A 19,340-nucleotide genomic window follows, 5' to 3' on the forward strand; every position below is an offset into this window, starting at 1 on the left:
GACAGCCACGACGATGCCCGTCTCGTCGGCGCTTGGCGTCTTCGAGGAGGCGGCGGAGCGGTTCGACCGCATCGCGATCGCCTGCTCGTTCCAGAAGGAGGCCTCGGTGGTCCTCGACCTCGCGCTGCAGGCCGCGCGGGAGAAGGTCCACGTGTTCACGCTCGACACGGGCGTGCTCTTCGATGAGACGAAGACCGCGTGGGCCGAGTTCGAGGCCCACTACGAGATCGAGATCGAGGGCGCCCGCGGCGAGTGGCCCGAGCGCCTGTGGGAGACCGACCCCGACGCCTGCTGCCACGCCCGCAAGGTCATCCCGTTGCGCGAGCGACTGGAGGACTTCGACGGGTGGGTCACCGGCGTCCGCCGCGATCAGAGCGAGTCGCGCCGCGACACGCAGCCGATCGCGTGGGACGCCAAGCACGGCCTCTACAAGATCGCTCCGCTCGTCGACTGGACCGACCGCGACGTGTGGCGGCACATCAGCGATCGCGGGCTGCCCTACCACGCGCTGCACGACCAGGGCTACGCGTCGATCGGCTGCGTCCCCTGCACGCAGCCCGGCGAGGGCCGCGCGGGTCGCTGGGCCGGCACCGACAAGATCGAGTGCGGCCTCCACGCCGCATAGCCTTCCTCCGCGCACATGGACCCTGTTGTCGTCCTGTTCGGCTTGGGCGTCGGGATCCTGGTCGGGCTGACCGGGATCGGCGGCGGCTCGCTCATGACGCCGCTGCTCATCCTCGTGGGCGGCTACTCGCCCGTGGTCGCGATCGGGACCGACCTCGCCTATGGGGCGATCACAAAGACGGTCGGCGGCTGGCGGGTGCTCAAGCAGGGCCAGGTCGACCTCAAGCTCTCGACGTGGCTGGCGTGCGGGTCCGTGCCGGGATCGCTGCTCGGCGTGTGGGCGATCGACCGGCTCGAGTCGGCCTACGGCGACGACTTCGAGCCGGTGCTGCTCGGTGCGCTGGCGGTCGCGCTCGTGCTCGTCTCGATCGGCATCCTCGTCCGCGCGCTCTTCATGCCGGACGTCGCGTCGCAGGAGCGCGAGAGCGCCGACTTGTCGGGGCGCCGGCGCTGGCTGACGGTCGGGATCGGCCTCGTGCTCGGGTTCATCCTCGGCCTCACGTCCGTCGGCAGCGGCGCGCTGATCGGGCTGGCGATGATCATGGTCTTCAAGCTCACGCCGCGCCGCGTCGTGGGCACCGACGTCTTCCACGCGGCGGTGCTGCTGTGGACGGCCGGCCTCGCCCACTGGGCCGGGGGGAACGTCGACTTCGGGCTGATGGCGAACATCCTCGTCGGATCGATCCCGGGCGTCTGGATCGGCACGTCGCTGCTCCAGAGGGTGCCGGTCGACGGCCTGCGTCCTACGCTGGGCATCGTCCTGCTCGCCGCGTCGCTGGGGATCGCGTCGAAGGCCGGTGTCGCCATGCCGATCGCCGTCCTCGTCGGCGTCCCCGTCCTCGTCGGCGTCGGGGTGTTCCTGCTGCATCGCAAGCGCACCGCGGCCGCCGCACAAGCCAACCCCCTTCGGATCGCCCTATGACCCCCGGATACGAGCTCAGCCATCTCGACGCGCTCGAGAGCGAGGCGATCCACGTGATGCGCGAGGTCGCCGCCGTCCTCGAGCGCCCCGTGCTGCTGTTCAGCGGCGGCAAGGACTCGATCGTCCTGCTGCGCCTGGCCGAGAAGGCGTTCCGCCCCGGCAAGTTCCCGTTCCCGCTCATGCACGTCGACACGGGCCACAACTTCCCGGAGGTCATCGACTACCGCGATCGCCGCGTGGCCGAGCTGGGCGAGCGGCTCGTCGTGGCGAGCGTCGAGGAGTCGATCCGCAAGGGCCGCGTCGTCGACGAGACCGGGCCACGCGGCTCGCGCAACCGCTTGCAGACGACCACGCTGCTCGACGCGATCGCGGAGCACGGCTTCGACGCCGCGTTCGGCGGCGCGCGCCGCGACGAGGAGCGCGCCCGCGCGAAGGAGCGGATCTTCTCCTTCCGCGACGACATGGGCCAGTGGGATCCGAAGAACCAGCGGCCCGAGCTGTGGAACCTCTACAACGGCAAGATCCACAAGGGCGAGCACGTCCGCGTGTTCCCGATCTCGAACTGGACCGAGCTCGACGTCTGGGAGTACATCGCCCGCGAGCAGCTCGAGCTGCCGTCGATCTACTTCGCCCACGAGCGCGAGGTGTTCAAGCGCGACGGGATGCTCTACGCGGTGTCCGAGCACACCGAGCTGCTCGACGGCGAGGAGCCGTTCACGACGTCGGTCCGGTACCGCACGGTCGGCGACATCAAGGTCACCGGCGCGGTCGCGTCGACGGCGACGACGCTCGAGGACGTCGTGGCCGAGATCGCCGCGACGCGGATCACCGAGCGCGGGGAGACGCGCGCCGACGACCGCGTCACCGAGGCCGCCATGGAAGACCGCAAGCGCGAGGGTTACTTCTAGTGTCGACGAACGGCCACCAGAACCCGGTCGCGCCGGCGACGCGCGACCTGTCGGGCGAGCTGCTGCGCTTCGCCACCGCCGGCTCGGTCGACGACGGCAAGTCGACGCTCATCGGCCGGCTGCTCTACGACACGAAGGCGATCTTCGAGGACCAGCTCGACCAGGTCGCCGCCGCGTCGATCCGCCGACACGGCGGCGAGGGCGCCGTCGACCTCTCGCTGCTGACGGACGGCCTGCGCGCCGAGCGCGAGCAGGGCATCACGATCGACGTCGCGTACCGGTACTTCTCGACGCCGCGGCGCAGCTTCATCATCGCCGACACCCCGGGCCACGTCCGCTACACGCGCAACATGGTCACGGGCGCGTCGACCGCCGACCTCGCGCTCGTCCTCGTCGACGCGCGCAACGGCGTGGTCGAGCAGTCGCGCCGCCACGCGTTCATCGCCTCGCTGCTGCGCATCCCGCACATCGTCGTGTGCGTGAACAAGATGGACCTCGTCGACTTCGACGAGCGCGCGTTCGACAAGGTCGTCGAGGACTTCTCCTCGTTCGCCGCCAAGCTCGACGTCGCGGACACGACGTTCATCCCGATCAGCGCGCTGCTCGGCGACAACGTCGTCGACCGGTCGGAGAACATGCCGTGGTACGACGGCTCGACGCTGCTGCACCACCTCGAGCACGTCCACATCGCGTCGGACCGCAACTACCGCGACGCGCGCTTCCCCGTGCAGTGGGTCATCCGGCCGGGGACGGACGAGCACCATGACTACCGCGGGTACGCGGGCCAGGTCGCCGGCGGCGTGCTGCGGCCGGGCGACGAGATCGTCGTGCTCCCCGCCGGGACGCGGTCGCGCATCTCCGCGATCGAGACGTTCGACGGGCCCGTCGAGGAGGCGTATCCGCCGATGTCGGTCACCGTGCGGCTCGAGGACGACCTCGACGTCTCGCGCGGCGACGTCATCGCGCGCCCGCACAACCGCCCGCTGCTCGAGCGCCGCGTCGACGCGATGCTGTGCTGGATGAGCGAGGAGGCGAGCCAGCCCCGCGGCCGCTACCTGCTCAAGCACACGACGAAGACCACGCGGGCCGTCCTCGATGACGTGCTCTACCGGATCGACGTCGACACGCTGCACCGCAACGAGAGCGCCGAGGCCCTGGATCTCAACGAGATCGGCCGCGTGACGATCCGGACGGCGGCGCCGCTGGCGTTCGACCCGTACGCGCGCAACCGCGCGACCGGCTCGTTCATCCTCGTCGACGAGGCGACGAACGACACCGTCGCGGCGGGCATGCTGCTCGGCGCCGCCACCGACGAGCGGTCCGCGAACGTCACGTGGGACGAGGGCCGGCTGACCCGCGACTCGCGCTGGAGCGCTCTCGACGTCCGCGGCGCGACGCTGTGGTTCACCGGGCTGCCGGCGTCGGGCAAGAGCACGATCGCGGGCGCCTTGGAGGCGCGTCTGGTCGAGGCGGGCGTTCCCGCGTACCGGCTGGACGGCGACAACCTGCGCCATGGCCTGAACGCGAACCTCGGCTTCTCGCCCGAGGACCGCACCGAGAACGTCCGGCGGACCGCCGAGGCCGCGAAGCTGCTGGCCGACGCGGGCGTCGTCACGATCGTCTCGCTCGTCTCGCCGTACGCGGCCGACCGCGATGCGGCGCGCAAGCTGCACGACGACGCCGGGCTCGAGTTCGCCGAGGTGTTCGTCGACACGCCGATCGAGGAGTGCGAGCGGCGCGATCCGAAGGGCCTCTACGCGAAGGCGCGCGCCGGCGAGATCACCGGGTTCACCGGCGTCGACGCGCCGTACGAGCCGCCGGAGGACGCCGAGCTGGTCCTCGGCGCCGACGAGATCGAGTCCGCCGTCGAGCGTGCGTGGGCGCTGCTCGTCGAGCGCGGCGTGATCGACGCCTAGCCGCGCGCCTTCTTCCACGCCGCTTCGGGTAGTGGCCGCCCGTGCGCGGCGTCGTCGCCCTCCTCCTCGTCTTCGTCGCCGGGTGCGGCGGCGCGTCGCTGGAGCGATCCGCACCGAACATCGACGACCCGAAGACGGACGTCCCTCTCGGCACGGCGGTCCGATGGGATGTCCTCTCGGAGGACGAGGGGCTGCAGGAGGTCGTCGCGACGGCGTTCGACTCGGTGACGCCGGAGAACGAGATGAAGCCCGAGGTCGTGCAGCCCAAGCGCGGCGAGTGGCACTTCGACGACGCCGACGCGATCGTCGGCTTCGCGACGTCGCACGGGCTGCAGGTGCGCGGGCACACGCTCGTCTGGCATCAGCAGGTGCCGGGCTGGCTGTCGGACGGGAAGTTCTCGGCCGAGGAGCTGCGGTCGATCATGGCCGAGCACATCTCGACGGTGATGGAGCGCTACCGCGGGCGGGTCAAGACGTGGGACGTGGTGAACGAGCCGCTCACCGACGCGGGCCAGTTCCGCACCGCGCCGGGATCGCCGTGGCTGTCGACGCTCGGGCCCGGCTACATCGAGCTCGCTCTGAAGGACGCCCGCGCCGCCGACCCTGACGCGCGGCTGTTCATCAACGAGATCGGCGCGGAGAACGGCGGTCCGAAGCTGCGCGCGCTCGTGAAGCTGGCGCGGACGCTGAAGGAGAAGGGCCTGCTCGACGGCGTCGGCCTCGAGGCCCACCTGTCCGCGAAGACGCCGCCGTCGCGAGCGCGGCTGCAGCGGACGATCGAGCAGCTCGCCGCGACGGGCGTCGACGTCGAGCTGACCGAGCTCGACGTCGAGGGCGGAGCCCCGCCGGAGGTGTACGGAGACGCGGCCGCCGCCTGCGCCGCCGTCCCCGCCTGCAAGCGCGTCACCACGTGGGGCGTCTCCGACCGAGACTCGTGGTTGGGAGAGGACGCGAAGGCGCTCCCCTTCGACTCGGAGCTGAAGCCGAAGGCCACGTGGGAGGCTCTCACGCGCAGCCTCCGGAGATGATCCGGCGCCGCCGCCCGAGAGATCCGCGTGGTCGGACCCTCAGGGTCTTCGCAAGTTCCGTTGACGGTGGGCGTTGTGGCGGATGATGCTCCGCTCCTTCGCTCTCGTGGCCGCGCTCGCCGGCCTGCTCGTTGCGGCGCCCGCCGGCGCCATCGTGCCGCCGAAGGACTGCGGCAAGCTGACGCTCGCGGGCAAGCGCTACCAGGTCAAGGTCGACCAGATCTCGTGCTCGACCGGCCGGACGTACGTGAAGAACCTCGCGCTGCATCACCGCAAGCCGCGCGGCTACAGCTGCCAGACGTTCAAGTCGCAGAAGGACCGCGTGCGCTGGTCGTGCAACAACGGCCGCAAGGTCTTCTTCGCCATCCGCCGCTGACGCGATGGGCGTGCACCTGCCGATCGCACACGGGCTCGTCCAGCGCGCGGACCTGCCGCTGCCCGAGTGGCTGTTCGGCTGGGCGGCGGGCGCGGTGCTCGTCGTGTCGTTCCTCGGCCTCGCGCTGCTGTGGCCGACTCCGAAGCTCGAGCGCCCGCGCTGGCGACCGCTCCCGCCCCCGCTCGACCGCCTCGCCGCCGCGCCCGTCGTCGCGATCACGCGCTCCCTCGGTGTGCTGCTGCTCGTCACCACGATCGTCAGCGGCTTCACCGGGCCCCCCGGCGCGCTCGAGAACTTCGCGCCGACCTTCGTCTACGTCGTCTTCTGGGTCGGCCTCGTGTTCGCGAGCATCCTCCTCGGCGACGTCTTCCGAGCGTTCAACCCGTGGCTCGCGATCGGCCGGGTGATCGAGCGCGTCACCGGCCGGAAGCCCTCGCGGGAGGCGGAGCTCAAGCGGCTCGGCCACTGGCCCGCCGTCGCCGGGCTGCTCGCGTTCGCCTGGATCGAGCTCGCGTCGGTCGAGCTGTCCGACCAGGGCGGCCAGAACCCCCGCAACCTCGCCGTCATCGTCCTCGTCTACACCCTCCTCACCCTCGCGGCGATGCTCCGATATGGGGCCGACTCGTGGTCGCGGGAAGGAGAGACCTTCGGCGTCTACTTCGGCCTCCTCGCGAGAGTCAGCGTGTTCGAGGCGAGAGGGGCCGGCGAAGACGCGCGGTGTGGCGGCGGCGAAGACGCGCGGGGTGGCGGCGGCGAAGAAGCGTGGGGCGGCGCGCGGCTGGGGCTGCGGCGCCCGCTCTCCGGCCTGACGGCGTTCACGCCTCGGCGCGGGACCGTCTTCCTCTTGGCGGTGATGATCGGCGCGACGACGTTCGACGGGTTCAGCCAGGGGGCGACGTGGAAGGGCACGATCCAGCCGGACCTCGCGGGGAACGCGGGTGAGGTCGGGGCGGCGACGGTCGGGCTGCTCGTCGCGGTGCTCGCGGTCGCGGCGTTCTACGCGCTCGGGTGCCTCGGGGCGAAGTCGGTCGGCGGTGAGACGACGCAGCGGCTGCTGCAGGGCGGGTTCGTCCACTCGCTCGTGCCGATCGCGATCGTCTACGTGCTCGCGCACTACCTCACGTTCCTCGTCTTCCAGGGCCAGGCGATGGCGTACCTGTCCTCCGATCCGCTCGGGAAGGGCTGGGACCTCTTCGGGACCGCCGGCGCGGCCATCGACTACGGCGTCCTCAGCCAGAACGCGACGTGGTACTTCCAGGTCGCGTTCGTCGTGCTCGGTCACGTGGCGGCGTTGACGCTCGCGCACGACCGCGCCCTGACGCTCTACGACAACGCCCGGCTCGCCGTGCGCAGCCAGTACTGGATGCTCGCGGTGATGATCGGCTTCACGACCCTCGCGCTGTGGCTGCTCGCATCCGCTGGAGCCTGATCGCCGTCGCCATCGCGGCCGTCGCCCTGACCGGCTGCGGCGCCGCTGCCCAGACGGCGACGAAGGAGCGCTCGGACCGGCTCGTCGACTTCTCGAAGAAGCCGCCGTTCGTCAACGCGCTCGAGATCGACCCGAAGGACCAGACGTTCCTGCTCACCACGAACCGCGGCTTCTTCCGCGTCGCCAAGGACGGCTCGAGCGTCAAGCGCATCAAGGGCACGATCACCGGCAAGCAGGGCAGCGCACCCGTCGGCACGTTCCTCGAGCTGAAGGTCGTCGGGCCGGGTCAGTACATCGGCAGCGGCCATCCCGACACCGCGCGCCCGCTTCCGCCCTACCTCGGCTTCATCCGCAGCGACGACTCCGGGAGGACGTGGCGGATCGTGTCGAGGCTCGGGCAGGCCGACCTGCACCAGATCCGCTTCGTCGGCCCCGACCGAGAGCTCTACGCGTTCGACGCCGTCCTCGGCGCGATCCTCGTCTCCAAGGACGAGGGCCGCACGTGGTCCGAACGCTTCACGCCGCGCCAGCTCGTGCTCGACTTCGTCGTCGACCCCGAGGACCCAGAGCACCTGCTCGCGAGCACCGAGCAGCAGCTCTACCGGTCCGAGGACGGCGGCGACAAGTGGCGCCCGGCCGACGTCGGCACGCGATCGCGCCTCGCCTGGCCGGCGCCGGACACGCTCATGCGCGCGGACCAGGACGGCACCTTCATGACCTCGAAGGACGGCGGGCAGACGTGGAACTCCGTCGGCAAGCTGGACGGCGAGCCGTACAAGGTGCTCGCCCTCGACGCGCAGCACGTGTTCGTCGCGCTCAGCGACGGATCGATCGTCGAGACGACCGACGGCGGGCGCACGTTCGAGGACCGCTTCCGGCCCTGAGCCAGGTGGAACCTAGGTCAGTCTTCTTGACCGACGGCGCAAGTTCGTGGCGCATGTCGCGTTGACGCCCGCATGCTGCGCTCCGTCCTGACCGCCTTGGCGGCACTGCTCCTCCTGGCCACACCCGCGTCCGCCGCGGTGGCCGACCAGCCCGCGCCCGACATCTCGAAGCTCGACTACTCGCCCATCGGGGCGCTGAAGCCGGGCGACCCGCTGCCGCCGGCGGCGACCGGGTGCCAGGACCAGTTCCAGCCCAAGCGGCAGGGCGAGATCTTCAACCCGTCGGGCAAGTGGAACGCGTTCGACAACAACGTCTTCGAGGTCCTCTGCTACCCGTATCGCGCGCCGGGCGACACGACCGACAACGACCCGGTCGGCAACAAGGGCGCCACGCAGCACGGCCGCTGCGGCGGCCAGTACGACGGCAGCGCGTACGGCACCTGGGTCGTCGCCGCCGGCCTCTGCGACAACCACCAGCTCGAGTGGTCGCGCTACTACGCCGCGACGATGAAGGAGATCCTCGGCGACTTCGGCGTCACGATCCACCAGTACAAGTTCCAGGTCCCGGATCCGGGCGAGACGGGGAACACCCGCTTCGGCACCGCGATCAACACCGCCGCCGTCGTGCCGGGCGCCGACAACCCCGACGAGACGATCATCGTCGGCGCGCACTACGACAAGACGAACGACGGCCCGGCGTCCGCGTGGGACTCGCAGGAGGGCCACGCCGAGATGATCCGCATGGCCAAGCAGATGGCCGACTACTGGCGCACGACCGGCACGCGGCCGAGCGCGACGATCAAGTTCATCCCGTGGGACGCGGAGGAGTCCGGGACGTACGGCTCGCAGGACTACGCGAACAACAACGTCGTGCCCGGCGAGGAGTCGAAGGTCCGCGGCTACTGGAACACCGACCCGTGCGCCGGCGGCTACCCGAGCTACCGCTACGGCAACCCGCTCGACCGCCTGCGGATGGGCATCCAGCTCGCCGACCCCGGCGCGATCCCCGGCGTCAGCGCCGGCGACGCGACGCGCATCACCGAGTTCAACAAGCGCGCCGCGACGCTCGTGCAGCAGGTGCTCGACCGCGTCGACGACACCGTCCCGAACGCGGCGGGCCCGACCGAGACGTTCATCTCCGACGCCGAGGACGCCACCGGCACCGGCGACGTCGGCAAGGTCGGCGGCATCGCGCTCGGCACCGACCGGCCGGTGCTGTTCAGCTCCGACTGGCGGAACTTCGAGACGCTCGGCATCCCGTTCTTCAACCCCGGCCCCGAGGTCACCGGGCCGAACCAGGAGAGCAACGGCGACCCGAACTACGGGCCCGACCAGAGCGCCGACGCGCTGTCGACGTTCCACACGCCGAACGACAACCTCCAGACGATGATGCGCTTCACCGGCCCGGACCCGACCGGCTCGAAGTACTCCGAGTCGTGGGCGAAGGGCATGGAGTTCTGCGCGTTCATGCTCAGCTGGGGCATGCTCCAGCCCGACCAGGGCGGGGCGCAGACGGCCAACGACAAGGTGGTCGCGTACTACGAGGCGCTGCCGAACGAGGCCAAGGAGGACCAGGACCTCACGTTCGACGCGAGCGGCTCCTACCAGTACGCCGACCCGGCCACGCGCCGCATGGTCGACGGCTCGCAGCTCTCCTACAGCTGGGACTTCGGCGACGGCCAGACCGGCAGCGGGCGCGAGATCAAGCACGCGTACAACACGAGCGGCCGCTTCACGTCGAAGCTGACGGTGACGAACACCGCGACCGGTCAGAGCGCGTCGATGAGCATCCCGATCACGGTGCTGCCGAACGACGTCACGCCGCCCGAGCTGAACAAGCCCGCGGCGACCGACGAGGACGGCACGTTCGACCTCACCTACGACTACCCGGCCGACAAGAAGGACCTCACCGGCTACGCGATCGAGGAGTCGACGAACGCGGCGGTCGCGCTGGACGAGAAGGCGACGTCGCTCGATCGCTGGGAGGTCTCGAAGGCGCCCGCCGGCATCGCTCCGTGGCAGCTGTCGGACTCGAACACCGCCAAGTACCACGGCAACCTCTCGGCCTCGAAGCCGCGGTCGTTCTGGACCGGCGTGCCGGACGGCGAGAACACGTACCAGCAGGGCCCCGAGGAGGGGACGTCGATCCTCACCCTCAAGGAGCCGGTGCAGCTGCAGCGCGGCACGACGGTGGCGCTGAGCTACCAGTCCTCGTTCGTCAACGACACGGGCGACAAGGGCCGCGTGCAGATCGCGATCGACAACGGCGACGGCGGTCAGCTCGAGTGGATCAACGCCGACTCGTTCGCCACCGGCGCGACCGACTCGGACTCGCTGTCGATCTTCGAGGAGCGGCAGGGCGACCAGAGCGGCGCGAAGTTCCAGTCCCGGTTCGCCGACCTGACGAAGTTCGCCGGCCGCAAGGTGCGCCTGCGCTTCGTCTACGAGCTCGGCGCCCATGACCCGACGTTCCCGTTCGCGCGGGCGGGCTGGTACATCGACGACATCAAGCTCGTCTCCGGCGTCTTCCGGCAGATCGGCAAGACGAGCGAGAACGCGTTCCGCGTGACCGAGCGCACGAAGGGCACCTACGCGTACCGCGTGAAGGCGATCTTCAAGGGCGACGTCCGTTCGGCCGCCTCGAACGTGGAGTCGGTGACCGTGACCGTCGGCGGCTCGGGCGACACGAGCGGCGACCGCGGCATCCCGGTCTCGCAGGCGTCGGTCTGCGCGACGGCGGCCGGGTTCCGGACGCTGAGCGTCAAGCGGCGCGGCCGCGGGCTGGCCGTGCGGATGGGCCTCACGGGCGCGCCCGGCACGTTCGAGCTGTTCCGCGTCAAGGGCGACAAGCGCAAGCGCGTCGTCCGCCGCACGACGAAGAGCGGCAAGCTGACGATCCGCAAGGGCCGCTTCCCGGCCGGGCTCTACTACGCCCGCCTGCGCACGAAGGCCGCGAACGGGAAGACCGACTCGCGGACCGTCGTGCTCAAGCGCGCGAAGGGCAAGTTCCGCCGGGCGAAGGGCTTCCAGCGCCGCGGCTCGTGCGGGCTGCTGCGGACGTTCGCGCTCGGCTCGCCCGGCTTCCGCAAGACGCTGAAGATCCGGCTGAGCACGTCGTCGGACGCCAAGGTGCTCGTCCGCGTGCTGCGCGGCAAGAAGGGCGCGAAGGTCGTCAAGCGGTTCACGCGCTCGGCGAAGGCCGGCCGCGTGATCACGCTGCGCCTGCGCGGGGCGAAGCTGCGGCGCGGCGAGTACCGAGTCGCCGTCCTCGCGGCGTCCGGCAAGCGCAAGGCGAAGGCGACGCTGGTGTCGCGGCGCGCGTGAGGGCCCTCGCGGCCATCGCCGCGGCCCTCGCGCTGCTGCTGGTTCCCCCGGCGAGCGGGCTGGGTCACCCCACCCAGCCCCTCGACCGGGACCACGACACGGTCCAGAACCAGGACGACAACTGCCCCGACGACTTCAACTCGAACCAGCTGGACACGGACGGCGACGGCCGGCCCGGCGGCTCGAGTGCGGTCAATGAGGGCGGCGACGCGTGCGACACCGATGACGACGCGGACACCGTCGACGACCCCGTCGACAACTGCCCGCTGATCGCGAACGCCGACCAGCGCGACACCGACTCCGACGGCACCGGCGACCTCTGCGACGAGGACGACGACGCCGATGGCGTCGCCGACCGCGACGACGTGTGCGTGAAGGTCGCCGACCCGGACCAGAAGGACGCCGACGGCGACTTCATCGGCGACGCGTGCGACCCCGACACGGTCGCTCCGCCGCCTCCGGCCGCCGTGCCGGACACGGCCGCGCCGTCGGTGAGGGTGAAGCTGGCGCGGCGCGTGCGCGCCGACGCGATCTACGCCGGGCTGCCGGTCGAGGTGCGCTGCTCGGAGGCGTGCAGGCTGACCGCGTCGGTGCGCCGCGCCGGGAGGAAGCTCGGCTTGGGGACGGCGAGGCTCGGCGGCGCCGGGGCGACGTTCGTCTTCGTGCGGATGCCGGTGGTCCGCCGGTCGATGACCGCTTCGGTGCGGATCGAGGCGGCGGATGCGGCCGGGAACGTCACGCGGGTGACGCGCCGGGTGCGGGTGACGCGATGAGGCGCGCGCTGCTGCTCGCCGTCGTCGCGGTGCTCGCGCTGCCGGCGGTCGCGCCCGCGCACTCGATCATCCGCGTCCGCGGCACCGACGTCTCGTACACCTCGTCCGACGCGACGTCCACGAACAGCTTGACGATCCGCGCCACCGCGACGGAGATCGAGTTCAGCGACCCGACGGTCGACGGCGGCATCGACTACGGCACGTGCCGGCCGGGCGCGACGAACACCGAGGGCTACGTCGTGCAGGCGTTCTGCGCGCGCAGCGGCATCACGCAGCTGCGCGTCGACGTGGGCGAGCGCGAGGACGTCGTGGCGCTCGGCGTCGACCTGCCGATGCAGGGGCTCGGCGGCGCCGGCGCCGACGAGGTGACGGGCGCGAACGGCAGCGACGTGCTCGTCGGCGGCGACGGCAACGACGAGCTGCGCGCGCTCGGCGGCAACGACAACGTGCTCGCGGGCAGCGGCGACGACCTCGTCGAGACGGGCGACGGCAACGACCAGATCCAGGCCGGCGCCGGGTACGACGTGCTCGACGCCGGCGCGGGCGACGACGACGTCAAGGTCCGCGATGGGCTGAAGGACCGCGTGGCCTGCGGCCCCGGAACCGACACCGTCGACGCCGACGCGCTCGACGAGCTGGCGGGCGACTGCGAGAACGTCACGCGCGCCGCGACGGCCGGCGGCACGTTGCCCGCCACGTCGTCGGAGCCGCCGCCGGACAAGACGGCGCCCCGCCTGCGGGCGGGCGCGCTGACCCGCCAGCGGCTCGGAGCGCTGCGCGTCCTCGCGACGTCGTCGGAGGCCGGCTCGGTCGCCGCGTCCGGGTTCCTCGACGTCGCGGGCCTGCGGTTCCCGCTCAAGACGGTCCGCGCGCCGATCGCGGTCGACGGCGCCGGGGCGACGCTCGTCCTGAAGCCGGGCAGGGCGCTCCTGCGGCGCGCCCGACGGGCGCTGCGGCACGGCAAGCGGGTCTCCGCGCGGATCGGCGTGGTCGCCACGGACGCCGCCGGGAACAGCATCGAGCGGCGCGCTCCGCTCATCCGAGTCACAGGTTGAGCACGCAGTGACCGGCCGTCTTGGGGCGCGCGACGGCTAGAGTCCCGGCGCTCATGTTCTCGAAGGTCCTGGTCGCCAACCGTGGCGAGATCGCCATCCGCATCATCCGCGCCTGCGAGGAGCTCGGCATCCAATCGGTCGCCGTGTACTCCGAGGCCGATCGCGACGCGCTGCACGTGCGTCGCGCCGACGAGGCCTACCTCCTCGGCCCGGCCGCCGCATCCGAGTCGTACCTGAAGATCGAGCGGATCCTGGAGGTCTGCAGGGAGTCCGGCGCCGAGGCCGTCCACCCCGGCTACGGCTTCCTGGCCGAGAACGCCCCGTTCGCCAAGGCGCTCGAGGACGCCGGGATCGTGTTCATCGGCCCGCCCGCCAGCGCGATCGACGCGATGGGCTCGAAGACGAACGCGCGCGACCTCATGAAGAAGGCCGGCGTCCCGATCATCCCCGGCACGACCGAGCCGGTGCCGGACTACGAGGCCGCGCTCAAGCTCGCCCACGACGAGATCGGCTTCCCGATCGCGGTCAAGGCCTCGGGCGGCGGCGGCGGCAAGGGCTTCCGTGTCGCGATGGAGGAGAAGGACCTCAAGGACGCGTTCGAGGGCGCCGCCCGCGAGGGTGAGAAGTTCTTCGGCGACTCGACGGTCTACCTCGAGCGCTACCTGCCGAGCCCCCGTCACGTCGAGGTGCAGGTCCTCGCCGACAAGCACGGCAACACGATCCACCTCGGCGAGCGCGACTGCTCGATCCAGCGCCGCCATCAGAAGCTCATCGAGGAGGCGCCCGCGCCTCACGTCAACGAGGAGCTGCGCGCGCGGATCGGCGAGGCGTCGGTCAAGGCCGCCGAGGCGGTCAACTACGTGGGCGCCGGCACCATCGAGGGCCTGCTCGACGGCGACGAGTGGTTCTTCATGGAGATGAACACGCGCGTCCAGGTCGAGCACTGCGTGACCGAGATGGTCACCGGCATCGACATCGTCAAGGAGGGCATCCGCGCCGCCGCCGGCGAGCCCCTCCGCTACACGCAGGACGACGTCGTGCTCCGCGGCCACGCGATCGAGTGCCGCATCAACGCCGAGGACGCCTCGCGCAACTTCTCGCCGGCACCGGGCAAGGTCGGCTCGTACAAGGAGCCCACGGGCCCCGGCGTGCGCGTCGACTCCGGGCTCGAGGCGGGCGGCGAGGTCACGCCGATGTACGACCCGATGGTCGCCAAGCTCATCACCTGGGACCGCGATCGCGAGGAGGCGACGCAGCGCATGCTGCGCGCGCTCGACGAGTACCAGATCGAGGGCCTCACGACGCTCATCCCGTTCCACAAGGCGATGCTCTCGAGTGAGCAGTGGGCCAACGCGGAGACGGCGCACGACCTCATCGAGGACAAGGACTGGCTGAAGTCGACCGCGCCCGAGCAGGCCCCCGTCCCCGTCGACGACGACGAGGCCGAGGAGAAGGTCGAGCTCGAGTACCAGGTCGAGGTGTCCGGCAAGCGGTTCGACGTGAAGGTCCGCGGCGCGGCCTTCGCGGGCGGCGGCGGGTTCGCCGCGCCGGCCGCGGCGGGCGCCAACTCCGGCGGCCGTGCGAAGCCCTCGCGCGGCGCGCGCAAGAAGGGCGGCGCCGGCGGTGGCGGCGACACGCTCGCCTCGCCGCTGCAGGGCAACGTCTGGAAGGTGCTCGTGGAGCAGGGCCAGTCCGTCGAGGAGGGCCAGCTCGTCACGATCATCGAGGCGATGAAGATGGAGAACGAGATCACCGCCCACAAGGCGGGCGTGATCAAGGAGCTCGCCGTCAAGGAGGGCGATCCCATCTCCACCGGCGCCACGATCGCCGTCATCTCCTCGGACGGCGCGTCAGCCAACGGCGACGGCTAGTAGCGAAAGGCGCAAGGCCGGAGTGCCCGCTGCGTTGCAGCGGGTATGCCGACCTTCGTGTCATCCGCAACGAGGCGCTTGACGGCGTGCGCGGTGGCGGCCGCGTTCGCCGCCGTCGCCGCCGCCCCCGCTTCCGCCGCGCTCGCGCCCGCCGATCCCCCGCTCGCCAAATCCGACAACATCGAGCTGCTCGGCCGCGTCCCCGGCAGCGCCGCGGGCATGAACTTCAAGGATCACTACGCGTTCGTGTCCGGCTGGACCGGCGTGACGGTCCTCGACATCGCCGACCCGGCGTCGCCCGAGGTCGTGGGCGAGCTGCCGCTGCCGCACTTCGAGAACGAGGACGTCGACCTCTGCGGCAACACGCTCATCGTGGTCAACGACCGCGAGGCGGCCGACCTCGGATCCGTGCTCTACGTCGTCGACATCACGCAGCCCACGACGCCGCTGGTCACGGCGATCCTGCCGCTCGGGCTGACCGGCAGCGGCCGCGGGTCGGGCCACATCGCGAACTTCGTGAAGAGCGACTGCTCGCAGCTGTGGGTCGACGGCGGCAACCTCGTCGAGGTCGTCGACCTCACCGTCCCGACCGCGCCGCGCTCGCTCGGCAAGTTCCAGTCGGCGGCGTCGATGAGCGACGCGTTCAACGTCACGCACGACACCGAGCTCGACTCGACCGGCACGCTGTGGAACGTCGGCGGCGGCGGTGCGGCCGGCTACCAGACGACGCTCGACCCGCTCAAGCCGAAGCTGCTCGGCACGACGGGCGAGGCCGGCCGCAACCCGTCCCCGTACAACGACTTCATCCTCCACAACTCGCAGCGGCGCGGGAAGACGCTGCTGATCACCGAGGAGGACTACATCGACACGGACGAGGTTCCGCCCGGCGGCTGCCGCGGCCAGGGCCACTTCGAGACGTGGGACCTGTCCGGGCTGAAGCGGGGCTCGATCACGCCGCAGGACACGTGGGAGACCGAGCTGAACGGCATGTTCACCGGCGGCGCGGTCGACTCGAAGGCGCCGGTGACGGTGAACTGCTCGTCGCACTGGTTCGACGCGAAGAGCGGCATCGCCTCGGTCGGCTGGTACGAGCAGGGCACGCGCTTCCTCGACTACCGGACGCCGACCGACATCCAGCAGGTCGGCTACTACATCCCGGCGAACGGCTCGACGTGGGCGTCCTACTGGTCGCCGACCGACCCGGCCGGCGAGATCGTCTACACCGCCGACGCGTACCGCGGCGTCGACGTGCTGCGGATCACCGACGGCGGACTGACCGGCAAGAGGGTCAAGGCGCCGGTCCCGTCCAAGTGGTTCGGCAGCCCGGCGCTCGACAGCACCGCGTTCGAGCCGCACCCGACGTTCGGGTTCATGTGCCCGATCCTCAAGCCGGAGGTCGACCTGCCGGCCTGAGCCCGGAGACGTCGCGAGGGGCCCCGGCCGCCGGCCCCTCGGTCACCGTCCTCTTAGGGCGCCGAGGCCTCGCTGGGCGGCGGCGCCCGCGAGGCCTCCGAGCCGGCGTGCCTCGGCGAGCGCGACCTCGGCCGAGCTCGGCTCGAAGCGGCGGATGAGCCGGTCGGCGAGATCGTCGACCAGGACGTCGTCGTCGACGAGCCGCTCGCGGGCCGGGAGGCGGTTCTCCCAGAAGAGGCCGTTGACGCGCTCGGATTCGCGAAGCCGCTCGTGCCAGCGCGGCGGGACCTTGACGCGCGGGTCGCGGTGGACGCGGCCGGACTTGTGGACGAAGACGAGCTCGGCGTCGACGACGTCGCACAGCCAGCGCCCGTCGCCGGCGGCGAGCTCGTGCTCGATGGTCGGCACCTCGACGTAGCCGCCGCGGGCCACGCGGCCGAGCTCCGCGCACACCCCGACCGGGTCGCGCAGCAGCGCGAGCGTCGTGCAGACCGCGAAGGCGAACCGGCCGTCCTCGAACGGCCACGGCTCCCGGCCGCAGACGTCCCGCACGACCCACCGCGCCCGCCCGCGCACCTCGGGCGCGAAGTCCGAGATGACCGTCGTGGCGTGGGCGAAGACGTCGTCGGCTCCACCGACCTGCAGGACCTCCGCCCCGTCGGGCAGCGTGGAGGCGATGCGTTCGGCGGCCTGCTTGAGCACGCCTGCAGTGTGACCGCAAGTTCCGGGAAACGGCGGCGTTCAGAGAGCCATGCGAAGGAGCGCGTGGGTCACGGCGGCAGTGATGACGTTGGGGTTCGCCCCGCAGGCGATGGCACAGGATCCGACGGTGCCCGCGGCGCGGAACACCTCGCTGGTCGTGTTGAGCGGCAAGCAGCTCGGGACGTGGGCGGTGCCGGCGAACCAGACGGTGCAGCCGCCGTTGATGGACTTCCTCGACTGCCCGTACACGATCAACCCGTCCGGCTTCGGCAACCCCGCCGAGGACGGCGCGAGCGGCGTGACCGGCGGGTTCGAGCAGTCGTGCCCCGAGGGCTACGACGCGCACAACCACTACGCCGACCCCGCGCTCGACACGAAGGACGCGGCGGGCAAGGGCGTGCCGGTCGACCGGCTGCTCGGCTTCAAGTGGGACGCCAAGCACGAGCGTTACAAGCAGATCCCGTTCCAGGTCGACGAGCAGTTCACCCGCTACCTCGACAACACCGCGTCGGGCTTCGCGCTCTACTCGGGCCAGGACCAGCACACGACGTACGCGTTCGACCGCGAGGGCTTCCGGTACACGAAGGACGGCCCGGCCGACGACCCGTGCCGCGCGCAGCCCGCGACGCCGACGGCGGCCGACCCGGTGCAGGGCCTGGATCAGAACGACGAGGTCTCGTTCATGGCGTTCGACGCCGGGCCGAAGGCGCCGGCGACCGCGCCGCTGCCGAAGGGCGTCGAGCGGCTCCGCACGGTCTCCGTGCTCGACCCGACGAACCCCGCGGCGAAGACGGGCTACGTCTACATCGGCCTGGCGGGCGCGAAGGGCCCGGAGCCCGCGTTCGACGCCGGCAACGGCTACGTGCGCTACCAGCGCGACGCGAACGCCGACCTCTTCGCGTTCTCCCAGTCGAGCTACGACAACTACGGCAACGCCGCGGTCGGCAAGTACTGCGACGAGAACGGCAACGTCATCGGCGAGGGCCGCCGGCGCCCGCGCGACACCGCGACGATCACGACCTCGCGCTACCGCTTCCGCTACGACGGCCGCTGGCTGATGACGAAGGTCCAGATCTCGCCCGACGGCGGCAAGACGTACGGCCCGGACCTCGTCGACCGCTGGAAGGCGCGCGCCTTCGCGCAGGACCCCGAGTCGGAGACGCCGTGCTGCGGCTACGAGGAGGAGGACAACAACTGGGGCGGCTCGTCGACGCTGCTCGGCGAGAAGGTCGGCCCGGTGCGCGCGATCCGCGAGACGTGGGGCGCCGACTCCGGCACGAACGTGATCCGCCGCGAGACGTTCACGCGCGACGAGATGTCGCAGCGCACGTTCCTGCGCGTGCACGTCATCCCGCCGCTGGACGGCATCTACGCGCAGTGGGACTTCAACGCCGGCCGCGTCGACACGTTCTTCAACAGCCGCCAGACGAACGGCGTGCCGATCGACGGGCGCAACGACGAGGTGCTCGGCGGCAACCTCGACGACCCGTGCAACCCGCACTACGACGACAACGACCGCACGCAGCTCGACAGCACGTACCGCTCGATGTACCAGGAGCTGCAGTTCTGCCAGTTCCCCTACCACCTGTCCGCGGACCTGAGCGACCCGACGTTCAACGACCCGAACGCGGGGCTCGGATGGAGCATGGTGAGCGGCGCGAACGGGTCGATCGTCGACCGCATCACGATGTCGGCGGAGAACTCGCCGGGCGGCGCGGTGCAGGCCGTCGCGGCGGTGCCGTACTACCGCGACGACAGCTGCTTCGACGACGGGACGGGCTCCGATCCGGGGATCGACATCGGCAAGCGCACGGCGACCGAGCCGCGCACCCGCGCCGACGGCACGCCGCGGCGCTGCTGGCACCCGGAGGACGGCGTGCCGGCCGAGGGGACCGACGAGTTCTTCCAGGGCTCGATCGCGACGCACGGCGTCCACATGCTCTTCGTCGCCGAGTCCGACAACGCGCGCCAGACGGTGCCGCTGACGGAGATCGTCAACGACTGGCAGATGGTCATGCTGCCCGGCCGCCGCACCGCCGCCGACGGCGAGCGGTACGGCCGCGCGTTCGAGAAGCCGCTCGTCGTCCGGGTGGGGCGCAGCCGCAAGCCGTAGGC

The 19,340-nt window shown here is 71.3% G+C and carries 15 protein-coding genes; 14 read left to right on the top strand and 1 reads right to left on the bottom strand.

All coding sequences use genetic code 11. From position 1 onward, the window contains the following. Positions 1-13: 13 nt before the first annotated feature. The 13 genes from AC1UE4_RS15250 (at position 14) to AC1UE4_RS15310 (ending at position 16,523) form a co-directional block, all read left to right on the top strand. Positions 14-625, top strand: coding sequence for a phosphoadenylyl-sulfate reductase (locus AC1UE4_RS15250; RefSeq protein ID WP_482918089.1), 612 nt, complete (start codon positions 14-16; stop codon positions 623-625). A gap of 15 nt (positions 626-640) precedes the next feature. After that, positions 641-1,546 (top strand): sulfite exporter TauE/SafE family protein, encoded by a 906-nt coding sequence (locus AC1UE4_RS15255; protein ID WP_482918090.1) that lies wholly within the window; start codon positions 641-643, stop codon positions 1,544-1,546. After that, complete coding sequence (gene cysD / locus AC1UE4_RS15260; protein ID WP_482918091.1) at positions 1,543-2,454, top strand: sulfate adenylyltransferase subunit CysD; 912 nt, start codon at positions 1,543-1,545, stop codon at positions 2,452-2,454. Before AC1UE4_RS15255 ends, cysD begins: the two co-directional genes overlap by 4 nt. Before the next feature lie 47 nt (positions 2,455-2,501). After that, positions 2,502-4,370 (top strand): adenylyl-sulfate kinase, encoded by a 1,869-nt coding sequence (cysC, locus tag AC1UE4_RS15265; protein WP_482918251.1) that lies wholly within the window; start codon positions 2,502-2,504, stop codon positions 4,368-4,370. Positions 4,371-4,411: 41 nt separating this feature from the next. Then, entirely contained in the window at positions 4,412-5,398 is a 987-nt protein-coding gene (locus AC1UE4_RS15270) for an endo-1,4-beta-xylanase (RefSeq protein WP_482918092.1), read from the top strand. Positions 5,399-5,480: 82 nt separating this feature from the next. Continuing rightward, on the top strand, positions 5,481-5,774 hold the full coding sequence (locus AC1UE4_RS15275; protein ID WP_482918093.1) for a hypothetical protein: 294 nt from the start codon (positions 5,481-5,483) through the stop codon (positions 5,772-5,774). A gap of 10 nt (positions 5,775-5,784) precedes the next feature. Continuing rightward, positions 5,785-7,203, top strand: a complete 1,419-nt coding sequence (locus tag AC1UE4_RS15280) for a fenitrothion hydrolase (RefSeq protein WP_482918094.1) — start codon at positions 5,785-5,787, stop codon at positions 7,201-7,203. After that, positions 7,176-8,087 carry a WD40/YVTN/BNR-like repeat-containing protein gene (locus AC1UE4_RS15285; RefSeq protein WP_482918095.1) on the top strand — a complete coding sequence of 304 codons (912 nt, stop codon included), beginning with the start codon at positions 7,176-7,178 and terminating at the stop codon, positions 8,085-8,087. Before AC1UE4_RS15280 ends, AC1UE4_RS15285 begins: the two co-directional genes overlap by 28 nt. Positions 8,088-8,159: 72 nt before the next feature. Continuing rightward, a complete protein-coding gene (locus tag AC1UE4_RS15290; RefSeq protein WP_482918096.1) occupies positions 8,160-11,411 on the top strand; it encodes a M28 family peptidase in 3,252 nt (1,083 codons plus the stop codon). Then, a complete protein-coding gene (locus AC1UE4_RS15295) occupies positions 11,408-12,184 on the top strand; it encodes a thrombospondin type 3 repeat-containing protein (RefSeq protein ID WP_482918097.1) in 777 nt (258 codons plus the stop codon). The genes AC1UE4_RS15290 and AC1UE4_RS15295 overlap by 4 nt, the downstream gene beginning before the upstream one ends. Then, positions 12,181-13,239 (top strand): calcium-binding protein, encoded by a 1,059-nt coding sequence (locus AC1UE4_RS15300; RefSeq protein ID WP_482918098.1) that lies wholly within the window; start codon positions 12,181-12,183, stop codon positions 13,237-13,239. Before AC1UE4_RS15295 ends, AC1UE4_RS15300 begins: the two co-directional genes overlap by 4 nt. Positions 13,240-13,292: 53 nt before the next feature. After that, positions 13,293-15,110: an acetyl-CoA carboxylase biotin carboxylase subunit gene (gene accC, locus AC1UE4_RS15305; protein ID WP_482918099.1), complete on the top strand. Its 1,818-nt coding sequence runs from the start codon at positions 13,293-13,295 to the stop codon at positions 15,108-15,110. Positions 15,111-15,203: 93 nt separating this feature from the next. Further along, on the top strand, positions 15,204-16,523 hold the full coding sequence (locus AC1UE4_RS15310) for an LVIVD repeat-containing protein (protein WP_482918100.1): 1,320 nt from the start codon (positions 15,204-15,206) through the stop codon (positions 16,521-16,523). A 42-nt stretch (positions 16,524-16,565) separates the two neighbouring features. On the opposite strand, the gene AC1UE4_RS15315 is transcribed toward AC1UE4_RS15310, so the two are convergent. Next, positions 16,566-17,225: a hypothetical protein gene (locus AC1UE4_RS15315; RefSeq protein WP_482918101.1), complete on the bottom strand. Its 660-nt coding sequence runs from the start codon at positions 17,223-17,225 to the stop codon at positions 16,566-16,568. A gap of 127 nt (positions 17,226-17,352) precedes the next feature. Here AC1UE4_RS15315 and AC1UE4_RS15320 point away from each other — a divergent pair, with 127 nt between their 5' ends. Beyond that, positions 17,353-19,338, top strand: a complete 1,986-nt coding sequence (locus AC1UE4_RS15320; protein WP_482918102.1) for a hypothetical protein — start codon at positions 17,353-17,355, stop codon at positions 19,336-19,338. Positions 19,339-19,340: the final 2 nt, after the last annotated feature.

Source organism: Parviterribacter kavangonensis (assembly GCF_056863335.1).